The 23,524-nt window shown below is 65.6% G+C and carries 20 protein-coding genes; 9 read left to right on the top strand and 11 right to left on the bottom strand.

The window, feature by feature from the left end; all coding sequences use genetic code 11:
• Window position 1: 1 nt before the first annotated feature.
• From dpdE to dbpB (ACYX4P_RS05565), 6 genes are all read right to left on the bottom strand, one after another.
• A complete protein-coding gene (gene dpdE / locus ACYX4P_RS05540) occupies window positions 2-3,034 on the bottom strand; it encodes a protein DpdE (RefSeq protein ID WP_354040088.1) in 3,033 nt (1,010 codons plus the stop codon).
• 93 nt (window positions 3,035-3,127) lie between these two features.
• The gene (gene queC, locus ACYX4P_RS05545) at window positions 3,128-3,826 is read right to left on the bottom strand and encodes a 7-cyano-7-deazaguanine synthase QueC (protein ID WP_354040086.1); all 699 of its coding nucleotides are present in this window, start codon (window positions 3,824-3,826) and stop codon (window positions 3,128-3,130) included.
• Window positions 3,823-4,191 (bottom strand): 6-pyruvoyl trahydropterin synthase family protein, encoded by a 369-nt coding sequence (locus tag ACYX4P_RS05550; protein ID WP_354040084.1) that lies wholly within the window; start codon window positions 4,189-4,191, stop codon window positions 3,823-3,825. The genes queC and ACYX4P_RS05550 overlap by 4 nt, the downstream gene beginning before the upstream one ends.
• Before the next feature lie 18 nt (window positions 4,192-4,209).
• Window positions 4,210-5,328, bottom strand: coding sequence for a DGQHR domain-containing protein DpdB (gene dbpB, locus ACYX4P_RS05555; RefSeq protein ID WP_354040082.1), 1,119 nt, complete (start codon window positions 5,326-5,328; stop codon window positions 4,210-4,212).
• Complete coding sequence (dpdA, locus tag ACYX4P_RS05560) at window positions 5,325-6,707, bottom strand: tRNA-guanine transglycosylase DpdA (protein WP_476070220.1); 1,383 nt, start codon at window positions 6,705-6,707, stop codon at window positions 5,325-5,327. The genes dbpB (ACYX4P_RS05555) and dpdA overlap by 4 nt, the downstream gene beginning before the upstream one ends.
• Entirely contained in the window at window positions 6,608-7,708 is a 1,101-nt protein-coding gene (dbpB, locus tag ACYX4P_RS05565; protein WP_354040078.1) for a DGQHR domain-containing protein DpdB, read from the bottom strand. Before dbpB (ACYX4P_RS05565) ends, dpdA begins: the two co-directional genes overlap by 100 nt.
• Here dbpB (ACYX4P_RS05565) and ACYX4P_RS05570 point away from each other — a divergent pair.
• Entirely contained in the window at window positions 7,708-7,956 is a 249-nt protein-coding gene (locus ACYX4P_RS05570; RefSeq protein ID WP_354040076.1) for a hypothetical protein, read from the top strand. The two genes, dbpB (ACYX4P_RS05565) and ACYX4P_RS05570, sit on opposite strands and share 1 nt — an antisense overlap.
• Before the next feature lie 877 nt (window positions 7,957-8,833).
• On the opposite strand, the gene ACYX4P_RS05575 is transcribed toward ACYX4P_RS05570, so the two are convergent.
• Complete coding sequence (locus tag ACYX4P_RS05575; RefSeq protein ID WP_354040074.1) at window positions 8,834-9,037, bottom strand: helix-turn-helix domain-containing protein; 204 nt, start codon at window positions 9,035-9,037, stop codon at window positions 8,834-8,836.
• 104 nt (window positions 9,038-9,141) lie between these two features.
• Here ACYX4P_RS05575 and ACYX4P_RS05580 point away from each other — a divergent pair, with 104 nt between their 5' ends.
• The 4 genes from ACYX4P_RS05580 to ACYX4P_RS05595 all read left to right on the top strand — a co-directional run bounded on the left by ACYX4P_RS05580 (window position 9,142) and on the right by ACYX4P_RS05595 (window position 16,194).
• The gene (locus ACYX4P_RS05580; protein WP_354040072.1) at window positions 9,142-9,681 is read left to right on the top strand and encodes an RNA polymerase sigma factor; all 540 of its coding nucleotides are present in this window, start codon (window positions 9,142-9,144) and stop codon (window positions 9,679-9,681) included.
• A 14-nt stretch (window positions 9,682-9,695) separates the two neighbouring features.
• On the top strand, window positions 9,696-10,664 hold the full coding sequence (locus tag ACYX4P_RS05585) for a FecR family protein (protein WP_476070221.1): 969 nt from the start codon (window positions 9,696-9,698) through the stop codon (window positions 10,662-10,664).
• A gap of 79 nt (window positions 10,665-10,743) precedes the next feature.
• Window positions 10,744-13,683 (top strand): TonB-dependent receptor, encoded by a 2,940-nt coding sequence (locus tag ACYX4P_RS05590; RefSeq protein ID WP_354040068.1) that lies wholly within the window; start codon window positions 10,744-10,746, stop codon window positions 13,681-13,683.
• Between the two features lie 66 nt (window positions 13,684-13,749).
• Window positions 13,750-16,194: a S9 family peptidase gene (locus ACYX4P_RS05595; protein WP_354040066.1), complete on the top strand. Its 2,445-nt coding sequence runs from the start codon at window positions 13,750-13,752 to the stop codon at window positions 16,192-16,194.
• Here ACYX4P_RS05595 and ACYX4P_RS05600 read toward each other — a convergent pair.
• The 4 genes from ACYX4P_RS05600 to ACYX4P_RS05615 all read right to left on the bottom strand — a co-directional run bounded on the left by ACYX4P_RS05600 (window position 16,124) and on the right by ACYX4P_RS05615 (window position 19,325).
• Window positions 16,124-17,521, bottom strand: coding sequence for an asparagine synthase C-terminal domain-containing protein (locus tag ACYX4P_RS05600; protein WP_354040152.1), 1,398 nt, complete (start codon window positions 17,519-17,521; stop codon window positions 16,124-16,126). The two genes, ACYX4P_RS05595 and ACYX4P_RS05600, sit on opposite strands and share 71 nt — an antisense overlap.
• 362 nt (window positions 17,522-17,883) lie before the next feature.
• Window positions 17,884-18,528: a lasso peptide biosynthesis B2 protein gene (locus ACYX4P_RS05605; protein ID WP_354040064.1), complete on the bottom strand. Its 645-nt coding sequence runs from the start codon at window positions 18,526-18,528 to the stop codon at window positions 17,884-17,886.
• 92 nt (window positions 18,529-18,620) lie between these two features.
• On the bottom strand, window positions 18,621-18,743 hold the full coding sequence (locus ACYX4P_RS05610; RefSeq protein ID WP_354040062.1) for a hypothetical protein: 123 nt from the start codon (window positions 18,741-18,743) through the stop codon (window positions 18,621-18,623).
• Between the two features lie 93 nt (window positions 18,744-18,836).
• Complete coding sequence (locus ACYX4P_RS05615) at window positions 18,837-19,325, bottom strand: helix-turn-helix domain-containing protein (protein ID WP_354040150.1); 489 nt, start codon at window positions 19,323-19,325, stop codon at window positions 18,837-18,839.
• Between the two features lie 300 nt (window positions 19,326-19,625).
• Between ACYX4P_RS05615 and ACYX4P_RS05620 the strand changes: the two genes are divergently transcribed.
• From ACYX4P_RS05620 to trbB, 4 genes are read left to right on the top strand one after another with little or no spacing between them, the layout of a single operon-like run.
• The gene (locus tag ACYX4P_RS05620) at window positions 19,626-20,189 is read left to right on the top strand and encodes a GntR family transcriptional regulator (RefSeq protein WP_404418739.1); all 564 of its coding nucleotides are present in this window, start codon (window positions 19,626-19,628) and stop codon (window positions 20,187-20,189) included.
• Window positions 20,190-22,064, top strand: coding sequence for a type IV secretory system conjugative DNA transfer family protein (locus ACYX4P_RS05625; protein ID WP_354040059.1), 1,875 nt, complete (start codon window positions 20,190-20,192; stop codon window positions 22,062-22,064).
• Window positions 22,057-22,500, top strand: a complete 444-nt coding sequence (locus ACYX4P_RS05630; RefSeq protein ID WP_476070222.1) for a hypothetical protein — start codon at window positions 22,057-22,059, stop codon at window positions 22,498-22,500. Before ACYX4P_RS05625 ends, ACYX4P_RS05630 begins: the two co-directional genes overlap by 8 nt.
• The gene (gene trbB / locus ACYX4P_RS05635; RefSeq protein WP_191554982.1) at window positions 22,500-23,456 is read left to right on the top strand and encodes a P-type conjugative transfer ATPase TrbB; all 957 of its coding nucleotides are present in this window, start codon (window positions 22,500-22,502) and stop codon (window positions 23,454-23,456) included. The genes ACYX4P_RS05630 and trbB overlap by 1 nt, the downstream gene beginning before the upstream one ends.
• The last annotated feature ends 68 nt before the right edge of the window (window positions 23,457-23,524 follow it).

Raw genomic sequence — 23,524 nt, forward strand, 5'->3', positions numbered from 1 at the left:
GTCACAGCGACTCCGGCGTCGAACCAGAGAGTGCGATAAAACCAACAGAATCAATGCGAAGTCGCGGTGCTTCGACAGCCCGCTGAAGGGTTCGTGAGAGCGTGGCGTCTTCGCCGGCCTCAAGACGCTCGCGGCGCTGCTGATCCTGGCGTGCCTGAACAATGGCGAGGGACACTCGGCTCGTGAAACCCGGGTCGGACCGGAGCTTGTCCTCCGCAAGCCCTCTTACGAATTGCAACCGGTCTCTGAGCAGCGACATCGGCGCGATGCGTTCGAACAGATCAGGTCGACTCGTCAGATTGATGTCCCGGGCGCCGGCGGCGTCTGGGGATTTCGAGTAGGGCCGCGCCAGGATCGTCTCGTGGGCATCAGATGCGACGGCACCGTCGACGTCGATGTGGAACCGGTGCGACCAGGGCGGAAGGAAGCCTTGAGCCCTGCGGGAGACGCCAAATCGATCCACGCTGCCGAAGACCTCCGTGTCGGCGTCAAGCGCAGGCTCGACGACGAAGCAAAAGCGGAATCCCGCCCATGCGACGCCCGAGCGAGACAACGAGGGATCGATGCGCCAGGTCGCGAACGCCGATCCGCGATCGTCCCACCGGAGGTGCCTCTCCATAGCGTCCAGCATCTGGGACCCGGGGCGAAGCAGACCGACCGTCTGCCGCATGGCGATCCGACGACGCCAAGTCATGGCCGTCTGAGAGGTGAGGCCGAACTCGTTCTCCCAGGGCTCTCGAGGCACGAGGGTGCTCGGCGTCCAGCAGTAGCGAAGCTGATCCGCGGTCTTGCCGACCTGACGGAACTGCAGAGCGGAGAGAAGCCAGTGCTCGGTTCGCGCCTGCAGATCGGCCTCGTCGCCTTCTGCATCCTCGATGGACTGCGACATTGCCTCGGCGCCATCCGCGAGAGCGAACGCGTCGAGCGCGTACTGTTCGTCAGCCTCGGAGCGGGCGGCGGCGATCTGCTCGCGAACCCAGGGAATACGCTCGCGAAGACCTTCAGCGCCGCGCTCCAGGAAGGCCTGAGCGAGGTCCCCTTCAAGGCGATCCAGAGCGAACTGGATGTCGCTCGTCGAATGCTCGAACAGGCCGAAACCATCGGCGAGGACATCCAGCCACGCAGCCCAGGGACTGGCGTCGTCGTCCGTCGCCAAGACCACCCTCTGCTGGATCGCGCCCTTGGTCCGCCCGAAGCGGTCGAGGCGGCCGATCCGTTGCTCCATGCGCGTGACCGAGAACGGCAGGTCGAGGTGCACGATGCCGTCAGCGAAATTGAGGTTCAGTCCTTCTTCTCCCGACCGGTCGCAAATCAGGATCTCGGCGTCAGGGCTTTCCCGGAACGCGGTGACCCGGTCCTTGGCGTCGGAGGGCTGGGTGTCGCGCGTGAGGAGGAGGGCGGACGTCTGGTGCGGGCCGAACAAGGTGTGCACCTCGACCGCACGCTCCTGTTCGGTGGCGAATGCGACGATCTTGGGCGTCTTCTGGCCGGCGGCCTTGAGTTGCCTGACGGCGGACTGAAGCACTTCGATCGCAACGACGCTGAGGGGCCGTGCGCCGGGGTCGCTGTCGAGCGTGTGGGCAAAACGGACGGCGGTCGCCTCGGAGGGAATGCGACGTCCCGACGACAGGCCATCGAGAACTGTGATCAACTCTCGTCCTGCGGCCTGTCTCTGGATCACTTCGGACAGGTCGGATTTGAGCTCGTCGCGCCAGTCCTCGATCGCGTGGAGGATATCAGGCCACCGTTGGTCCTCATCGACCTCGACGCGAAGATGCCTGCGAACAGTTCCGTCTACAGCGCCGCGATCGTGGAAATAGATGGCGGCGTCACGTCGTCTCGCGCGGATCAGGCGATGGTGAACCCGATATGTATCGGCGAGGTGCTGACGCAAGCCGCCGATGGCGTCCCGAAACTGGTCCTCATGCTCCGAGATTTGGCGAACCGTGTCGATCACCGCATCGTCGGGCAGACGGTCCGCCAACTGCTGAACGGTTCTCCTGAGCAAGAAAACGGGCGCGCCTTCGTCGAGCGACATCAGCAGCCGACCGAGTTCCCGGCTGAGACCCAGCCGATCGCGGAGTTTGGACCCGTCCGTCGGCGCGTAGGCTCTGGGATCGAGAATGTGCAGGAGCGACAGCAAATGACGCGCGTCACCGAGCGCCGGTGTCGCCGAGAGCAGCAAGAGGCGGGGGGCGCTGTGCGCAAGGCCTACGAACTCTGCAAGGCGGTTCGGATCCTCGACCAGGTGGTGAGCCTCGTCGACGATCAGGAGATCCGGCTTCGCCATCGGCAAGGCTTCGCCGTGCGCAAAGATCCTGACCTGCGGCGAACCGAGGCCGAAGCGAAGAGAGAGTTCGTCCGACCACTGCTCCACCAGAGCGGAGGGCGCTAGCACCCAGACATTGCGGTTTGGGTCGTCGATCAGACACTGCCTTGCGACGGCGCCTGCCTCGATGGTTTTGCCCATGCCGACCTCGTCGGCGAGGAGGTAGCGTTGCACCGGGTCGGTCAGGATCCGTCGGACCGCCGAAACCTGGTGGGGAACGATCTCGATGCTGGCGGAGAGCAGGCCGGTAAGCCCTTGAGCGGCCGCCTTGAGTGAGACGCCGGTTTCGACGGCGCCCCAACGACGGTCATGCAGGAACTGGCTCTCGCCGCCGCCACTGGTCAGGACCTCGCAGGGATCTCCAAAAGCCTCGAACACCCGGACCCTGAGCCGGTCCTCGGTCAGTTCTGCGACACGGCCGTTGGGGAACCTGACCGTATAGGTGACCCAGGGCGCCGTGGCGTAATCGTAGGCCTTTACGCGACCCACGCGCCATCCCGCTTCGGTTTCGACATAGACCCTCGTTTCCGGACCCAGGGCGACGCGATCCAATCCGGAGATCGAGCCGGTCTCGACCCTTACGTCAGCAATCGAATGAAAGACTGCAAGATCGCATCGCGCGCCGTCCGTCGAGACGACGGTCGCTGCTCCGCGCCGCCCAGGTAGGGCGACGAGCATTCCGACTTTAATCCGCGAATCGACCAATGATACTTCCACCCCGAGCGCAGTTTTCGTCGCACAAGCCGGAGAGGAAAAGGGAAATCGGACGGGTAGCCTAGATTGTGAGGGAAAGCCTCATCAGGGTCTGTGCTGGGCTGACCACCGCTCGAAGCCGGTGCGGCGCAGGTCGCAGGCGGGGCACTCGCCGCAGCCTCGGCCCCAGGCGTTCATCGTCTCGGCTTCGCCCTTGTAGCAGGTGAGGGTTTCGGCGCGGATCAACTCGACGAGTTCAGCGCCGCCGAGCGCGTCGGCTAGCGCCCAGGTCTGCGCCTTGTCGATCCACATCAGCGGCGTCTCGAGCACGTGCCGGGATTCCATGCCGAGGTTGATGGCGACCTGCAGCGCCTTGATCGTGTCGTCCCGGCAGTCCGGATATCCAGAGTAGTCGGTTTCGCAAACCCCCGTCACGACATGCTTCAGACCACGCCGGTAGGCGATGGCGGCGGCGAAAGTGAGGAACAACAGATTGCGGCCGGGCACGAAGGTGTTCGGCAGGCCCGAGGCTGAAGTGAAGATCTCCACGTCCTGGGTCAGGGCGGTGTCGCTGATCTCGCCCAGGACGCTGAGACTAAGGATCCGGTCCTCGCCGAGTTTTCTACCCCAGTCCTTGAAGGTCCGGATGCGATCGAGGACGACCGACCGCGCGTCGAGCTCGACGCGATGTCGCTGGCCGTAGTCGAAACCGATAGTCTCGACGCGTTCGAACCGGTCGAGCGCCCACGCCAGGCAGGTGGCCGAGTCCTGTCCGCCCGAGAAAAGCACCAGGGCGCCGCTCATGCCGCTTCGCCGAAGTAGGTGACCTGATCTTCGGTGGAGTCCCGCAGCACTGTCACGCTGAAGAGGGTCGGGATGTCGTCCTCGAGCTTGCGCCAGATGTAGGCGCACAGGTTCTCCATCGTCCCGGGGCCGAGATCATTGATCTCGTCGAGGAAGCGATGGTCGAGGGCGTCGCGCGCCTGGCCCAGCTTCATGGCCAGTAGGGAGGTGTCGATGATCATGCCGCTCACCGGATCCGGCCTGCCGCGCAGCGTCACCTGGGCGCGGTAGGAATGACCATGAATGCGCCGGCTGCCCTCGGTCTCGACGACACGTTCGAGGGTGTGGGCGCAGTCGAAGCGGAATTGTTTGGTCAGTTCATACATGGCGTCAGCTAGACAAGATCATGAGTCGAGGGTTTTGAGCAGATCAGGTTGAGCGTCAGCAGCCTGTGCCGCAGCGACTTTGCGTGCCCGGATATCGCGCCGCACGATGCTCTCCACATGTTTGGTGAGCAGGGCTACGTCGCTGGAGGTGACGTTGACCGCCTTCCAATGCCGAGCGTCGCCGTTGCCGAAATCCCAGGAGCCCGAGGTCCAGGCTGTGCGGCCTTCGAGTGCGGCGAGGCCCTTGGCGAATTCGCTCCAGGTGCGGGCGTTGTCGAGCGTAGCCAGCGTCTCCATCACAAACCCCATGGCCTGGATACCAGCCCCGTGGACCAGACGCGACGAGGCGGGCTTATGGCCCCACCAGTCCTGCGGGAAGACACTCTGGACGGCCTTGAAGAACTCGCTGATCAGATCGAAGCATTTTCTGGGGCCGTTCGGCTCCGTCACCATCAGCCGCATGATCCCGTCGCTGAGGGAGTTCATCAGAACCTTCTGGATGGCGGTGTCCTTGATCACGCCGGATGGATTGGTGTGCTGGTAGATCTGCCCTTTGAGCGAAGAGGCGTTGCTGTAGTTGAGACGAGCGGTGAGATCGGCCGCCAAGGCGCGGCTCTGCATCCGGTCGGGGAGCCCATCGACCTCGGGCAGCAGTTCATAGATGAGCGACTTGGGCAGCGGCCGGGTATTGTTGACCAGGACGAACTGACGCCGCAGTTCAGCCTCGTCCCGGCAAATCATCAGGGACACAAACATCTGGAAGTCCTGGCGCGAGGACAGGCTGAGAGCGGTCAGTCGTTGCTGGCCATCGACGACCAGGCCGCGCGGTCCGTTCGAAAGATCGATCGTGACCCGGCAGATTCCGTCGCCGACCTCCTCCACCGCGACGCCCTCGATGAAGGCGACCACGATAGCGTTGGGCAGGATGGCTGCGGGAGTCTCAAGATAGTCGCGGATCTCGCGGATGTGGCCGGCGATCTGGGGGCGTTGGAAGCCGCTGAGCGCGCCGGCGTCGTCGCGCCCGACCCGGTCGATCTCGGCGAACCTCTGAACCTGTTCTGCCGTAGCGGCGAACGTGAGGACGTCATGGTCCGCACTCTGCCGGGCGCGTGCGGCGAGAAAGCTCAGTGTCATCATGGGGCCTTGTCTTTCGGCGGGGTGAGGGCGTCGACCACGGTCTTGAAGGCCCCCAGATTATGGATGCCGCGTCGTTTGTTGCGGTTGCTCGCGCGGAAGATCATCACCTCGATGCCGACGTCGCGGCAGATTCGGCAATCGCACCTGCGCCAGGGCTTGTCGGCTAGGGTTGTGCGATAGCGACCTCGCAGCTTCTCCATCGTCGGGCTGGTGCGGACGTGTTCGTACGCTTGGCCCGTCGCGAGGACGGCGTTGTATTCCAGGATAGTTTCAAGCACCCCTTCGAGATCAAGATCGTCGTGGTCGTAGGCGCGCAGGGCCGCCAGTGCGCTCGTCTCCATCTGCGTCAGCCGTTCCGCCTTGAAGTCCCCCTGACGCACATGGCGCTGAAGGCGCGGGTTTTCGATCGCCTGGGGGACGCGGATCGCCGTGTAGTAGGTCAGGCTAGGACCGTCCCCGAGCCAGTAGTTCTGCTTGTCGTCCTTGAAGGCGCGCAACAGGGGCGAGGTGGTGTCGATGCTGGTTACGTTGAAGGGCGCGAACTCGTGGATCTCGTTGGCCTTGGCGAAACCCAGGATGTGAAGGCGGGTCGAGGGCGGGACGGCATCCCGGATCGCTACGAGGCAGCGCTTGATCTGTTCAGCCTTGAGCGGAACCATGCCGCCGATGGCTAGGTAGTCGTAGCCCATAGCTACGAGGCGGCGAGCGGCCTCGGCCATGCTGCCGGGAGACCATCCTTGGATCACGCCCAGGGGCGTAAATCGTTTGAACGCCCGAGCCTCTTTGTGAAAGACAGCGGCGTTCTCAAGGGTGATCTCGAACCGGCGATGCGCTTCGGCGCTGCCGCCCTCCATGCCGGCGACCGTTTCGTCGAAGTCGAAGATAATATGGTCGACCGAGCAGCCGTGAGTGAAGCCGCAGTCGTCGTAGAACTCCATAGTGTCGGCCGGGGTATAAGGCGGCACGTCTTCAGCGACATAGGTGAAGGCGCCGCAGTCGCCGAACAGCGCCAGGTCGGCGAAGGCCGGAGTGTTCAATCGAAGGAATTCGCGCGCGCCCACGCGGCGGAACCGCATCGCCTGGGCCTCCGTGTACTTTCCCTTTACCGGACCGTCGCCGACGATTCCGCGTGACACCAACATGCCGTGATAAGGCGCATAGCCCATGATCTCGTGCGGATAGGCGTCGTCCCAATAGGGCTTGCGGCCCGGAGCGTTTCGGTCGTTGAGGAAATCGTATCCTGGATCCACGAAGTCGAGGCTGTCAGCGAATATGAACTTCATCGCGCCGGCCTCGAAAGCTCTCGGTCGAGTTTCAGCAGATGCTCGGTCAATCCTTTGATGTGCTTGCTGGTGGCCTGGATGTCGCCCCAGCCCCAACCGAGGCCATCCCACTGCCCTTCAGTCCAGGCGCAGCGGGGAGCGATGCGGGCTAAAGCCTCCGCGACCGCCGTGTCCGGGTCCGCACTGGCGTCGGCGCGAGTCCAGATCGGATCCATCAAGGCGCCCATCGCCTGGATGCCCGCCGTATGCATCAGCCGGCTATCCTCGGAGGACTTGCCCCATGCGTCCGGGAAGGCGTCGCGGACAGCTCCCCAATAGGTGCAAAGGGCTTGAAATGCAGCGTCCATGCCGCCCTGAGGATCATAGGCGCCGAGGGCGCCGGCGGGACGAAGGTTCGCCGCGATCGCCTTGGTTAGACCTGAGTCTGTGATAACGCCGACCGGACCCTCGCTCTGGGATTCCCGTTTGATCATCCCCTTCAGCGGTGAACCTGGCGTATCGGCGAGAGCGGCGCAGAGCGCGCTGGGCAGCTGTCGCGCCTTCAGGGATTTGGGTAGCACCATCGCCATAGATGGCAGCAATTCGTCGATCAGGCGCGGCGACAGCGGCTTGGCCTTGTTGACGAGAATGAACTGGGCGCGCTGGGTCTCGGTGTCGTCCGACAAGAAAGCTACAATAGGGACAGGCAGGTCCGCCTGTTTCGCGCGCGCCAAGGCCAGCGAACGCTGCTGACCATCGACAATCCAAGCCGCGCGCTGACCTTCCGGTCGGATGGGGATGTGCAACTCGCCACTGCGCACGGCCTCGTCCTCACCCGCCGGTCCGCGGGCGGATTTGAAGCGAACTTGCGGAGACAGGGCGAGGATGATCGCGTTGGGGAAGAGTACTGGGCCCTGACTTAGGAACTCGGCGATCTCAGAAACGTGCGCGCGGATTTCCTTCCGTTGGAAACCCTCGAGCTGGCCTTCACCGCGACGTAAACGCGTGATGTCGGCGATCTGCGCGACTTGATCGCCGGGGAGGAAGAAAGCGAAGACATCGACGTCGACGCCCTGGCGTGTCCGCAGCGCCCGGACCGTAATCTTGGGGCCCTTCATTGGTCACCTCCCTTGCGCTCTGCGGCGACGGTCGTGAACAGTGTCCGAAATCGACCTTGCTCACAGGCGATGCCGAGGTCATCGCGCAGGTGGCGCAACATCGCGCCGGAGCGTCCCTGAACGGCATCCCAATGGGCGCGAATAGCGGACTGAACGTCGGCATCAGATGCGCGCTTTCGGACTGGGACCTGGCGAGCGCTAAATCCGTCAAGGGCGTGACGGACGGCGGCGCGATCCTCATCAAGTGAACCCCTCTTCCGCAGGACCACCGCAAAATGGCGCAGCGCGCGTTGGGCAAAGTCGCTCTGGGTCCCGGCGAGGCCGTCCGCAGCCGCGTCCAACCGGTCGTCATAGGGCATCCACGCTTGGCGAAGCCCCTCAGGGAGAGCGGCGGGCTCCTCCTTGGTGAACAGTCTCAAGCGGGCCTGCCGCTCGACAGGCCACTGACCCCAGTCATTCGCGAGCAGAGCGAGATAGGAAGATGAAAGGGCCGCGAGAATGGGTCCGGTTTCCGTCTCCAACGCATCACAGTGAAATGGAGACAGGGCCGTCAGGGCTGTCCACCAGTCCGCAGCGCCGCGGGTTGTCTTCCTAAGGATGTCGTCTGGGTCACGGCGCGCAGTCGTCAGGCTGTAGGAGGGTACAGCCGTCTCGCCATCGACTAGGCCAAGGCCGGCCGACACGACGGCGAGCGAAGCCCCAAGGTCGAGGGCGGTTCGGCGGGCCTCAAAGAATGCGCGGCCGGCATAGAGTGCTGACGCTGACATCGAAGGCGTTGTAGCCTTTAGACGGGCGACCCAAGCCTCGGCCACGGCATTGGGTGCCCCGTTTTCCAGATCGCGAGCGTGGAGCGCCGGATCGGCCGGAACGCGCTTTCGCTTGCTGCAGTTTGAGATAATCAGGGTCACAGTTTCCGCACCGATTGAAGCGCGACTCTATGCAGTTTCTGCAGGCAAATCACGATTTCGATGTGCAGTTTCTCACTTGATTTGCCGAGGCGCCAGCGACAAGCGCCGTTCGGAGCGCTTGGACATGCGCGAGCTTGACCATGAGAACGGTCTCTACCTCATGAGTTTGGGGGCTCGTTGCCACAAGTGGCACTTGATCCCGTGATCCCGAAGTCAGTCAGTCGAACAACTGCCCCGGGGCAATGTCCAACGCTATGGCGATCGCGAGCAGCGTCTCGAGGCTAGGATTCTCCTCACCGCGCTCGACACCAGCGAGGAAGCGCAGTGAAAGGTCGGCTTCGCCAGCCAGCACTTGTTGCGACCAGCCCTTACCGCTTCTGGCGCTCAAGATATTTCTGCCGACGCGTAGCTTCCAATCCATGCCGCATGGGTCGTCGGTGAAGCGGCTTTGGAAAAGGTGCTATACAGCTAGCAATATGTTGCTCATGCTTGTTTTTATGATTTGACCTTCGAGGCGGCTCTAAAGTGTCTACTAATCCGCGCCTTACTCGTACCCCCTCCAACATCGCGGCGGGCCTTCACGACAGGCTGCCTAACCGAGGTCGCGGTCATCTAGACCGCCTCTACCGTCTCTATTCGCCATGGCTGACGGCGCGCATCCGGCGGCGCTTCGGCTGGGATGCCGAAGACGTCGTGCAGGAAGCTTGGCTCTGGATCATTCCGATGAGCGACACGACCGACATCCGCCATCCGAAGGCGTTGCTGCTCAAAGTCGCCTCCAATATCGCGATCACCCGGGCGCGGCTGACGAGGCGTCGGACGGAGCTGCTTATCGAAGCGACGCCAGGGTTTGCGCACTCGCATGCGGCGGATCAGGCGCACGTTCTTATGATGCAGGAGGTGGTGCTGAGCTTGCCACAACCGTTGCGAGATGTATTTGTGCTGTCCAGGGTCGGGGGTCTGTCGAACAGCCAGATCGCCGAACAACTCGGGCTCAGCCCAAAGACCGTCGAGTGGCGCATGACCAAGGCTTTGGCGATGTGCGCCGCGCAGCTCAGGCGCTAGAGGTGGGACGCATCATGGCCGGCCCGAAACAGCGGGTTACGAACGCCGAGACCGAGGCCGCGGCATGGCATTCGCGCCTGGGCGAACGCAGCGTATCGACCCAAACGATCAAGGACTTCTTCTCTTGGCGTGAGTTGCCGGAAAATGCGGACGCATATCGTCGGTGCGAGCAGGCTTGGGGAGAAAGTCGCAAGCTTGCCACCCAACCCGCCATGCAGGATGCCCTGAACGATGTGCTCTCGCGCGGTTCGCGGCCGCCGGCGACCCGGCGCAGACGCCTGGTGGCGGGTGGTCTGATCGGCATTACCGCCGCCGCCGCCCTGGCTTTCTGCGGTTGGTCCTGGCTTCACACCCGGACAATGTTCTCGACGTCTGTTGGCGAACAGCGCCTCGTTCAGCTCTCCGACGGGTCTTCTGTTCGTCTCGACACAGCATCCCGGATCAGAGTTCGGTTCGACGGAGACCAGCGCCTTATTGATCTCGAATCTGGACAGGCCTTGTTCGATGTTTCGCACGACGGCGAACGGCCCTTCATCGTGCAGGCGGGTTCCGCCCGTGTGACGGCGGTGGGAACGGTCTTCGACGTGCGGCGGGATGGAGAGGATGCCCGGGTCACCCTCGTCTCAGGAATCGTCGAAGTCGCGGGCGGACGGACCACTCAGCGCATCGAGCCCGGCCAGCAAGCCCGTGTCACACCTACACGCTCACAGGCTCGCCACGTGGACACGCAGGCCGAAATCAGCTGGACGGACGGCCGGATCGTGTTCCGGGACACGCCGCTGAGCGTCGCAGTGGCCGAAGTGAACCGGTACTTGACGGCAAAGGTGGAACTGGACGCTGCTGCCCGGCAGGATGAACGGGTCAACGGCGTGTTCAAAACCGGCGACCGGGACGCGTTCGTCTCCACGGCGTCCGAAGTCTTCGGTCTTCGGGCGTCGGCAGGCCCCGACGGCTCGATCCGATTGTCGGAACGCGGAAAATAAATCGGATCGGCCTCCGGGGCCGCAGTGGGGCTGAGTCGCCTCTTCCCCGACGCAACGTGGCGTCGAGGGGAAGTTTGAAATGAATCGCGTGCATCGTCTGTCCGCCATGGCGCTTGTCGCCGGTGCGGTTTCCATCAGTGTCGCCGCCAGCGCTCAGGATGCGCGGGAATTCGCCATTCCGCCCGGATCGCTGGGCGACGCCCTGAACCTCTTCGCCGCCCAGTCCGATCAGCAAATCATGTTCTCGGGCGATCTGGTCGCCGGTCTGCGAACCGATGGATTGCGGGGCCGCCATATTCCCAGTGACGCGCTGGGACACCTGCTTCGCGGATCAGGCCTGATGTGGTCCGAGACCCGGCCAGGCGTCATCTATCTGCGACGTGGCTCGCCTCGCGCGCAGGCGGCCGGGGAGGCGGTCACGGCGCTGGAGGACGTGATCGTCACAGGCACCCTGTTGCGAACGTCTGGACAACTCGCCTCTCCACTGGTCACGCTCAGCCGTGATGATCTCGATCGCCGGGCTGCGGGCACCGTGGCGGAGGCCCTCATCGCCCTGCCGCAGAACTACGCCGGCGCGTCGACACCGATCAGCCAGGCCGCCCTGTCCGACACCGGCGGGTCGAACAATGTCTTTGCGACAGGCGTCAACCTGCGCGGCCTGGGACCGGCGTCGACCCTCGTTCTGGTCAACGGCAGGCGGCTGGCCGGGACGGGATCCCGCGCGGAGTTCGCCGACATCTCCGCCCTGCCGTCTGCTGCCGTGGAGCGGGTGGATGTTCTGCTCGACGGGGCATCGGCCCTGTATGGCGCGGACGCTGTCGCCGGCGTTGTAAACGTCATCATGCGCCGCAGCTTCGATGGCCATGAAAGCCGGGTGCGGGCCTCCGCGGCGAAGGGCGGCGCCGAGGACGTGCAGGCCTCCCACATTGTCGGCGGCGGATGGTCGTCGGGTGCAGCCTATCTGTCCTACGAATACCAGAGCGCCAAGGCCTTCAGCACCTCCGACCGTCCCTACACGGCGAACGGCGACCTGCGTCCGTTCGGTGGAACGGATCACCGGGGCTTTTACAGCGCGCCGGGCAACATCGTCGCGTTCAATCCTGCGACCTCAAGCTATGGCGTGCAGTACGCGATCCGCCCCAACGCCAGCGGCTCGGTTCAGGGGCCAGCCGACTTCGTGGCCGGGGAGACAAACCGCCAGTCGGGCATGCTCGGCGTGGATCTGCTCCCCGAACTGCAGCGGCACAGCGCCTATGGTCGGGTCAGCCAGTCGCTCGGCGACCGGGTCGAGCTCACCGCGGATGTTCGCTACAGCCTTCGCACGACCGACCTCGCGACGGCGCCGTCCGCCGGCATTTTCACCGTCACGCGCGCCAATCCCTGGTTCGTTTCACCAACCGGCGCGGCGTCTCACACCGTCGCCTATTCTTTCGTTCGGGATATCGGGCCGGCGCGGAGCCATACGGAATCGGAAAGCCTTGGCGCGACCCTCGGCGTGCGGGTCGATCTGTCGGCGGACTGGTCGGCGGAGGCCTACCTCGCCGAAGCGACGGAAAAGGCCGACTTCGGCAACAGCAACCGCGTGAACAGCCGCTATCTGGCGGAGGCCCTGGGCGCCATCCCGGACGATCCCGCCACGCCGTACCGGGCCGCCGTGGATGGGTACTTCAATCTGTTCAGCCAAGGTGGCGCGAACAGTCGCGCCGTACTCGACTTCATCGCCAGCGGCTACGGCGAAGTGCATAACCGGAGCCGTTCGCGGTCGGCCAATATCCTGGTTCAGGGGCCTCTGACGCGGTTGCCCGGCGGCGATCTTTCGGTCGCGATCGGCGCTCAACTCAGGGATGAGAGGTTCGACACCCGCGGGCTGACCTTCCTGTCGGGAGCCGCGCCGCTGCCCTTCTCAAGCCCGAGGGCGGAGCGATCAATCTCGGCGGCGTTCGTCGAGGCCCGGATTCCGATCGTGGGCCCGGACAATGCCCGGCCAGGGATCCGTCGACTCGACCTGTCGGTAGCGGGCCGGATCGAGGACTACGACGATTTCGGAACAACCACGAACCCCAAGATCGGCCTGGTCTGGTCGCCGCTTGAGGCCATCGTCGTGCGGTCCTCCTGGGGCACCTCGTTTCGCGCCGGCGCCCTGGCCCAGTTGTTCGACGCGCCGGGCGTCTCCCCGACCTTTCTCGACCGCGCTGATGGCTCCGAAGCCCTGATCCTGATGGTCTATGGAGGCAACGCCGACCTGAAACCCGAGACTTCGGAGACCTTCACCGCCGGGATCGATTTCAGGCCGCGAGATGGAACATCGCTAAGCCTCAACTACTTCGACACCCGCTTTGAAGACCGGATTGCGCAACCTGTGAACGCCAACTTCCGCGGGGCCCTCGTCGATCCGACCCTGAGACCGTTCGTAACCTTTGTCGATCCGGCCAACCGGCCCGCCGACCGCGCCCTGATCGAGGCCTATGCCGGGGTTCCGGGATACTCCACGCTGTTTCCTGTCGAGGCCTACGGCGCCCTGGTCGACACGCGCTGGGTGAATACCGGCTCCGTCAGGATCCGCGGCCTGGATGTCACGGCCCGCTCCGGCTGGTCGGTGGGTGATGGCCGAGTAATGGCGGAGACCAACCTCTCCTGGATCCTGGACTACGAGAACCAGACCACGCCAACCGCTATCGTCGAAGAGGTGGCGGGCCTGATCGGATATCCGGCGGAGCTACGCGCTCGAACCGGTCTGACCTGGTCTCGCGGCGGCGTTCAGGCGGGGGCATACTGGAACCATGTCGCCGGACAGAAGGATCGGCTCGGCGCGCAGATCGACGCCTGGGATACGGTTGACGCCCGTCTGGCCTGGTCGCCCGGCCGCGATGGCGACGGCCTCCAGATCGAACTGGCCGTGCAGAATCTCACCGACGAAGACCCGCCCTTCTATGACGCCTCGACAGGCCTCGGCTTTGATCCCGGCCAGGCCAATCCGTTGGGCCGGGTGGTCTCGCTTCAGCTCACGCGTCGCTGGTGAGCCGGTTCGATGTGGACATGCATAAGACGCTTCACCGCAGGGCTCGTGGCGGCGGGCTGGATCGCGATGGCCGCCGCCGCCGGGGCCGAGGACACGGCCCGGCGGTTGACCGTGGACGACCTTCTCGGCCTTGAGGCCTTCGGTCACGCCGACATCTCACCCGACGGCCGATATGCGATCTACGAAAGGCGGGCAGGCTACGACACCCTGGCGGAGGTCCGTCTGGGTGGACGCTCGACCCGAACCCTCATGGACCTTTGGCTGGCGGATTCCCAGCAGCCGTCCGCGCCGCCCCGGCGTCTTCTCAACGGCGCCGGTCTGGGGCTGCAGCACGTGGCCTGGTCTCCGGCCGGCGACCGCCTGCTGATCACGCGTCTTCGCGGCCAGAGCTTCGAATATGGAATCGTCACCCTGTCTGACGGCTCCGTCACGTGGACGGGGCTGACGCCGGATCTCCCGCTCAATGGCGCTGCAGCGGCCTGGGCGTCCGATACGGTCGTCGTTCTTGTCGTTCGGCCCGACGGCAGTCTGCCGCTTCTGCTGGGCTACGACCAGACCGCAACGACAAGGCGCAGCGAAGCGTGGGAGCGGACGGCGCTCGGTGTTGAGCCGTCTCGCACGGTGATCGAGGCCCACGACGGCGTCCTGTCGACGGAAACGCCTGAGCCGATCCAGCGGCTCGTCCGCCTCGACGTCATGACAGGCGCGCTTCGGACACTGGCCGACGGTCGTATCGGCGACTTCGCCCTGTCGCCCGACGGCGCCAAGGCGGCGCTGATCCGAAGGGCAGAGCAGATTCCGCTGGCCCGGCCAGAACTGCTTCATATGGAGGACGACCGTCGACACAGACTGTCGCTCATCGATCTCGATACTGGAACGGAAACCCGGCCGACCGGCGACATGGATGTCGCTTTCCATCTCCTGCGGTGGTCGCCCGATTCCCGCAGCGTTCTGATCTGGGCGCGTCATGACGCCAATCGCTGGAGAGAGGGGCGTCTGGGTCAGGTCTCGGCCGCCGGCGCCGTCTGGTTCGAAACGCGCGGCCTCGATGTCGGCACGTCCGCCGAAGTCGTGTTGAACGGCGTCAAGGCGGACTGGATCGGCGCGGCTCCGGTTCTCTACGCCAAGGGCGCCGGGACCGAGCGCCGGGACTGGCATCTGCTGTCCGCGAACGAACCGCCCCAGGTTCTGACGCACGACATGGCCACGGCGCCTACGCGGATTGCAGCGGCGGGTCCAGACCGCCTCTATGTCTTCGCCGACGGCGGCTACTGGGCCCTGACGGCGGAGGGGATGCGCCGGTTGACGGAGGAGACGTCCACAGTCCGGGAAGCCGTCGTCTTCAACCCCGACCTCGGTCGCCGTTTGAAGGGGAATGAGGCGCCGCGCCGCGACTGGTCTTCGGCCCTCGGCGCCCGTGGGGAAAGCCTCGTCCTCACCGAGGTCGGCGCTGCGCGTTTCCAGGGTCTGGGCGGCAAGGAGGAGAGGGTGGTCGCCGTGTCGGCGCAGGGCGTTCTCACCCTCCGTCCCGAGGGTTTGTCGGAAACCCTGGTGCGGCGCAGCTCCGCTCCGCCGCAAGACCTCGACCGGGTCAACGAAACTCTTGAAGACATCGTCCTGACCGAAGCCGTGCCGATCCGGCATCCGGATGTGAACGGGAGCGAGACCACCAGCTGGCTGTTCCTGCCCCCGGGGCCCGCTCGGGACATTCGGGGCGTGATCGTCAAGGTCTATCCGGGCTGGGCCGACAACCAGGCTCGGGTCGATCCGCTCGCAATGACCTACGGCACCCGCCCGGAAGTCTTCGTCTCGGCGGGATATGCGATCCTCAGTCCCTCGATGCCGGGAGACGCCCTGGTCCAGGACCGGGGTGAGGCCTATGTCCGCAGCGCCGACCTGGCCGTTGACGCCGCTCACGCCGCCTATCCTGAGGCGCCCTTCGACCGCATGGTCCTCTGGGGCCACAGCTTCGGCGGTTACGCCACCCTGGAGATCGCCACGCGCTCGGATCGATACCGGTCCTATATCGCCTCCGCCCCCTTCAGCGACATGGCGGGAATGTGGGGCGAGTTCGACGGCCAGGGTCGTATCCAGCCGGAAAACGGCATCTTCTTTCGGTTCAATCAGGGTTGGACGGAGGTGGGGCAGGGGGCTTTGTCCACGCCGCCCTGGCGCGACCCCGAACTCTATGCGGCCTCCAGTCCATTCGGGCGGGCCGACCGCATCACGCGGCCTGTCCTCTTCCTCACGGCCGACATGGATTTCACCCCGATGAGCCAATCGGAGCGGATGTTCAGCGCCATCCTAAGGAACGGTGGCGACGCCCGGATGGTGACCTACTGGGGGGAGAAGCACCTGATCTGGAGCCCCGCCAACATTCGGGACTACTACGCTCAGATCTTCGACTGGCTCGATCGCAGCCTGTCCGAGCCGAGCCGGCTCACGCGGCGCGCCCCAGGCGATCCTCCCACAGACGTGTCCATCCCTCGAATGCCGCCAGCGCCAGGATGAACGCATGCCGCCCCCGCCAGATGAGGGCTTCGGGCGTGAGCTCGACCTCGGTGGCGGCTCGATCGATGAGGCCCAACGCCGCCAGCCGGCCGTCGATGAGCCAGGGCCTCAGGATGTCGAGGTTGTCGACGATCAGCCGGCCATAGAGGCGGGTCATCTCCCCCTTGGACCGCCGGTCGGCGATGACGGCTGGCAGCCGATCCCTGAAGGCGAGCCGCGCCAATCCCCGGTCGCGCCCTCGGGCCGTCAGCAAGGCGGTGGGAAGGCCGAGACAGGCCTCGACAACCGGCTGGGCGCATAGAGGATGGCGGACGTCGACGGTCTGGGACAGGACAGAAGGGCCATGATGGGAAACGCTGTCGGCCACCCCGGCGACATGAAAAGCCTTGGCGGGGCCAAAGTCCCCCAGGTCCCGGAGCCAGGGATGGGGAGCGAAGGGTCGACGAAGGGGAGAGAGGATCGGATGGGCCTGTTGCAGCGGTTCGTGTCCCGCGTTCTGGTGACCCAGCGCGGCCCGGATCATCGTCCAGATCGAAATTTCGTTGGCGGCGGCCAGTTCGGCCAGGTCCGGATGCTCGAGCGCGCGCCAGCCGCGAGCTTTCCAGAGATCGATGAAGACGTCAGTGGTGGCGGCCTGAAACAGAATGCTGTCGCCGCCCTTGCCGGTCATCAGAGCCCGGGCGCCCGCATCGATCACATGCCCTGACCAGGCGATATCCTGCCGATAATCGAGCCCGTTCAACCCCGGCCGGAAATCGCCGGAGATGGCCGCCAGCCAATCCGGATCCATCCGGCCCGCCACATGGGGCACGGACAGGGGGGTGAAGCCGAGCCTGCCGCCAAGTGCGGCGACGAAGACGCGTTCATCCGACTCCGCGTTAGCGCCATAGGCGTTGATCCAGAGGCGGGCCGGGTCAGGCCTTTGCCGAACAAGGCTGGAGGCGATGATGCTGGAGTCGAGCCCTCCAGACACCTCCGCGGCAAGCGGCCCGGGAAGGCTCGCCAGGCCGGCCACGGCCTCGTCGATCGCGGACCGGACCTCCTCCATCGCGGTATCCCGATCCGGCGCGGCGGCGAGACTTCGCCGGGCAATGTCCGCAGGCGTCCATAGGGGGTGGGCCGGCTCGTCTGGCGGAAGAGCCTGCAGGGTTCCGGGTTCGAGGGCCGTGGGACCGTCGATCAGAAGCTGACCGGTCGGAGCGACGACGGCGTGCAGGGCCTCAGCCAGACGATCAATGTTGATACGCCAGGCGGGACGAAGGACGTCGATCAGCCAGCGGGGGGCGGCGGAGGTTACGATCGTCAGTCCGTCCTGTGACCAGACCACGCATTCCAAGGCGCCCGACGGGTCGCGAAGAAGACTGGAGATCTGACCGCGGGCGCCGAAGAGGACCCCGACATATCGGCCCCAGAACCTCGCCATCAACTTGCGTTCATAGTCCCACGGATCATCGGGGGCCGTCCGGGGCAGCGCGGGCGAGCGCCGATCAAAGACATCGCCGATCAGGGTCCAGGCGCCGACGCGAACGGGCGTGGCGGGAACCGATCCCTTGACCGCGAGCCAGGCGGTCGGATTGAGCCTTCTGACAGTCAGGCCATGGACGGCTGCGGTCTGGACCAGTTGGTCCGAGCGAGCCTCGGCCGTCGGGTCGTCAGGCGCGCGACAGACGAGGACATAGTCGCCCACCGTCAGGCTCGCAGTATCGGCGTGTAGCGTCTCACCCGGGCGAGCCGGTCGCCGACCACGAGGTCGCCGATCTGCAGCCAGCAGTGGGCGCTGAAGGGCCAGGTCCTGACGCCGAAGATCCAGTCAGAGGCGACGCCGCGCGATGCCAGGTAGCAGCGCAGCTGGAAAGACCTCTGCAGGCATTCTCCCTCGAACGGAATCCAGGGCCGTACGCGACGGGCGGCCCCAGCCAAGTGGGCCAGCCGGACTTCGTCCTGGTCGATCGCGCGGCCCCGCAGGGCCCTATGAAACTCGGCCAGCACGGACAACGGCTTGCCGCGGAACAGGGCGGTGGCGACGATCCAGGCAAGGGCGGCGCGGGCGATCTCCAGGCGGGGCGGTTCGGGCGCCGGGGTGAGTTCGCGCATCGGAGGGATAGGGGGTCGGCGTCCCGCACCCAGGGGGGCGTCGCCGGCGAGCCCCGCGTCGCGAAGCCCCTCGGCGACCAGATCGCTGACCGGGAGGATACTGCCGTCCGGCTTAAGCTTAAGGAGCGCCGCGGCGCCCAACAGGCAGTCGTAACGGTCGCCCGCGACGTCGAGGATGACCACATCCTCGTCCACCACGGCCAGAAAGATGTCGGGATGACACCAGAGGTCAACAGTCATGGCGCTTCAAGGTCCGGGGATTGATCGGCGGCGCATGGGCGATTGAAGCGGCAAGCGGACGACCGCCTAGACGTCGGTCGTCCGCCCCGCGCTCAGCCCTCGGTCGGACGGATGCCGTTCTTGACGCCGGCTTCCTCGAACAGGGCTCCCATGCCGTCACGGGTCAGGGCCTTGGCGCTGCCGAAGCTGACGAGGCGGAGTGTGATCGTCTTCATTTCAGTCTCCCTTGGTTGATCGCCACGGATGTGGCCTGCTCAGGGAGCGCGCGACCGGCGCAGAAGCAAAGCTATATCCGGCGTATATCTGGATCAGCGTCCGGGCTTGGGCCGCCTGGAGGAGAGGTCATGCTTGCCTTCCTCGAGGAAGGTCGCCGCCTCTTGCGCACGCTGGTCACAGATCTCGGTCAGCTTGTCGAAAAAGTCGCCGAACGCCTCAATGAAGGCGCGGGCGTCGAGATCGTGAATACGATCTCCCATCTTCAGGTCGTAGGCCTGAAGCAGGATGGTGAAGGTGGTCATGAACTGGTTGTCCGCCGTGCGCACGGCGAACTCCGGGGACCCGATCGCGATCGCATGGAGCAGGCCATAGAAGTCGCTTCGCGTGACTTCGCTGAAGCGGTGCAGGTAGTCGAGATTCAGCCGACCGTGTCCGGCTTCGAAATGCTCATAGGTGCGCAGTCTCATGTGAAGTCCGTCCGCGACCTCCTGGGCTGACATATTCCGTGCCTTGCGGACCCGTTTGAGGGCGGCCGAGCGAAGGGCACCGTCATCCTGGGGGCTTAGCGAAACACGACTCATCAACCACACGCCCTTCCGCATCGATCGGTAGGGGATCGTGCGTCGAGAATGGCTCGCGATCAACGCCCGCGTGTGGAGAGCAGCGCCGGGCTTCGTCTCACCCGCCAATTATTTGCGGGTCGGTCCGCAATTTCTTGTGGGTGAGCCGACTTTAACTTGCGGATCGCGTGTTCCGGCTTCGCAACCCATTGGCGAGGCCGCATGACCTGTTGATAAGAGAAACTCTCCTTGTTCGGAGCAGTAATGGCGCGTCCCCGAGACCCATTCAGCCTGGCGCTCGAAAGCCTTCGGGATCGCGCGATGCAGGGCGTCTACCTGCCCGGCAGGTCGGTGGTCATCATCGAGGAAGCTCGCCGGCTGGGTCTGTCGACCACGCCGGTACGCGAGGCGCTCGCCTGGCTGTGTGGCGAGGGGTTGATGGAGCGGGCGCCGCGGGTGGGTTATGTCGCCCCGCGCGTCGATACGTCGCTGCTGCGGGATCGCTTCTGGGTCCGGTGCCGATGTCTTGAGACGAGCCTGGAGCTGACCGTCGGCCTGACCACAGCCTCCGTCCCCGCTTCGGACGTCTCCGGGGAAGTCGCGGTTCGAGACCTCTTCGATCGGCTCGTTCGCGCCACCGGAAACCGCGCGCTGATCGAGGCCTTCCGTCTCGTCGACGCCCAACTCCGAATGCTTGCCGAAACCGAGGCGCGCGTGTTCGGCGACGTCGCGGAGGAAGCGAACGAGTTGCTGCGCATCGAGACGGTGGGATCACAGACCCAGTTGCTGGCGGCGATCGTCGCCTATCATCGGCGACGGATCGACAGCGCCGCGGTCCTCGTTCTGGAGGTCGAACGCCGACGACAGCCCCCGGCGGCCGGGTAGATGCGGACGCGCCTCATCTTCCTCGCACTCGGCCTGCTGCTCGGGTGCCAGGGCGCGACCCAGGCCTTTGCCTGGCTCTATGATGACGCGCCTGCCCTCGGCGGCGCGCTACGCCTCGGCCCGGACGTCTCACTCTACCCGCCATGGTCGATCCTCGCCTGGAGGCTCCGGTTCGCCACTGAGGCGCAACAGGCCTTCACCTCCTGCTCGCCCCTGATCCTGCTCGGCGCCGTCGGCGGCCTTGGTCTTGGCGCGATGGCCGACGGCGGCTCCGCGATCCGCCGCGTGAGGGGCTGGGGCGGCCTGGACGACGCCAGGAAGGCCGGGTTGACGGCGACCGGCGGATGCGTCCTCGGCCTCCTGGGACGGCGATTGCTTGCTACGACCGACCTGCGGCCGAGCCTGGTCACCGGCGGCACGCGATCCGGCAAGGGACGCGGGCACGTGATGCCGACCCTTCTTTCGTGGAACGCGAGCGTGCTCGTCCATGACCCGAAGCGGGAGCTGTGGCGGCTGAGCGCGGGGTGGCGGTCGCGCTTCAGCCACGCCCTCTACTTCGATCCGCGCGATCCGGCCTCGGCCTGCTGGAATCCGCTCGCCGAAATCCTGCCGGGCCCGGGGGAACTGGCCCACGTCCAGCGCCTCGTCGCCATTCTCTCCGACCCCGGCGGCGCGCGTGACGACGAGGCGATCTGGGACAAGGCGGCTTCGGAGATCCTGGAAGCCGTGATCCTGCACGTCCTCTACACGGCGGAGGACGCCGACAAGACACTGCTGACCGTGCGCGGCATGCTCGCCGACCTCGACGACGCGGCCGACGTCATGGCGCGGGCCCTGCATCGGCCGGGGCAGGACGGAGAGCCCGAGACGCACCCGTTCATCGCCACTGCCGTCAAAGGCTATGCGGCGATGCACGATCGCTTCCGCACCTCCGTTCAGGGCACGGCGCGCTCCTACCTCAAGTGGCTGGCCGGGGAGGACATCGAGCGCTGCCTCTCGCGGTCCGACTTCGCCATGGGCGACCTGATGTGCGCGCCGGTTCCCCTGTCCCTCTACGTCCAGGTCGCGCCGGCCGATGCGGCGGCGCTGCGTCCGCTCGTCCGCCTGTTCTTCTATGCTGCGGCCCAGTCCCTGACGGTGCGGGAGGGCGAGGCCTCCGACGGTCGAAACAAACAGCACAATCTTCTGATGCTGATGGACGAGTTTCCCCTGCTCGGGCGCGTCACCTTCTTCGAGAAGTCCTTGCGGCTGCTGAGCGGTTACGGGGTCAAGGTCATGTTTGTCGCCCAGTCGCTGAACGACATCGTGGAGACCTATGGGTCAAACAACACCATCCTCGACAACTGCGCGGTCTACACCGCCTTCTCGGCCCTCGATCCCCTGACGCAGGACAAGGTCTCCAAGCTCACGGGGTCGGTTCTCGAGACACGGACGAGCCGAAGTTCCCCGGCCGGGCTGGGCGCAGGAAGGAGCTCGGTTTCGCGATCCCAGATCGAACGACCGCTGCTGGAGCCCGGCGAAGTCCGGTCCCTGCCGGACGACGACCAGCTGATCTTCGCCGCCGGCACTCGGCCCCTGAGGACACGAAAGCTCCTTTATGACCGGCGCGAGCCGTTCCGGACCCGGGCCCGTGACGCCGCACCCGACCAGGGCGAGCGGTTGGACGCGCCGCCGGCCTCCCCGCATCCCTGGTTGGGTCGCCGTGGCCTCGGCGAGGATCCGAAGGGCAGCCTGCCTCTGTTCAAGGAGGTGGCGGCGGCCATGGACGACCGGAAGGTCGCCGCGCGCGTGGCCGACATCTACGGGCGGGTGGCGCAGGAAATGGCCGCGCAGGACGCGGCGCTCGATCACCTGAAAGGACTGGGCGATGGCTAGACGAGACGCGGCGACCTGCAGGGTCCAGGTCTATCTCAACGACCCCAAGATTCTGGCGGGCCTCAACCGGGAGGCGCGCAGTGGCAGGATGCCGCTCAGCCAGGCGGCCGGCCGCGCCATCGCCCGGGGCCTGCAGAAGAGCCCCCAGGCCGATCCGGAGGACCGGTTGCTCCACCTTGAACGCTCCCTGCGCGACCATATGAAATCCACCGCCCGGGACATGCAGATCGTCCAGGAACTCCTGATCGAGGTCGCGAGGGCCTTCTTCCTGCGGCTTCCGGATGCCGTGGTCGACCAGGACCCCACGGTCCAGGCCGCCGTCGACCGCCGCATCGAGCGCCTGCTCGACGCGACGGCGGCACGGATCGTCGCTGGTCGCACGGACCGCCAGCCGGACTTTGCGTCCGACGATCGGTCGTTCGGCCAGGCCAACTGATGGCCAGCCATCCGATCATCGCCAGCCGCAAGCTGGAGGCGCTCCGGCATGCGCTCGGCGAGACCATCCTGGCAGCCCTGGTCGAGCCCGAGGTGGTCGAGATCCTCGCCAATCCCGATGGCCGGCTTGTCCTGGACCGGAGCGGCGAGGGGCGGCGGGACACAGGCGAGACCCTTTCAGCCGAGGCGCGGGAGCGGGTGGTCCGCCTGATCGCGGACTATGTCGGGGAGACCGTCACCCGCGACGATCCGAGACTGTCGGGCGTGCTCCCGGGCTCTGGCGAGCGGTTCCATGGCCTGCTCCCGCCGGTGACCCCGGCCCCCGCCTTCTCGATCCGCAAGCGCCCGGCCGTGATCTGGACCCTGGACGACTATGTGGTCGGGGGAATGATGACGCAGGGCCAGGCTCACGTGCTTCGGACGGCCGCCGCCGATCGGCTCAACATCCTCATCTCGGGAGGGACAGGCTCGGGCAAGACGACCCTGGCCAATGCCGTGCTCGCCGAGCCGGCCTTCGCCGGTGACCGTGTCTTTATGGTGGAGGATACGCCCGAGCTGCAATGCTCGGCCTGGGACGTCGTCTCTGTCCTCACCCGGCGGCAACCGGTCATGATCGGCGTCGTGGATTTGGTCCGCGACGCCCTGCGCATGCGACCCGACCGGATCGTGGTCGGCGAGATGCGAGATGGCGCTGCGGCGCTCGAGACCCTGAAGAGCTGGAACACCGGACATCCCGGCGGCCTGTCGACCATCCATGCGAACTCTGCCGACGATGTGCTTCGCCGTGTCGAGGACCTGATCACGGAGGTATCGACCCGGACGCCGCGCCGCGCCATCGCACAGGCGGTCGATCGCATCGTCCATATCCGCCGGACGGCGACCGGGCGGAAGGTCGAGGCCGTACTCGGCGTCGAGCCGTCGGGCGAGGACGCCTATGCGATCAGCCTTCTGGCCTGAGTCCTCCATCGATCTACATTAGTTGACAATCCTTCCGTCACCTACAATCTTGTCCGCAGTCCTAGGAC

The organism is Brevundimonas sp. ABV4_179 (assembly GCF_056311945.1).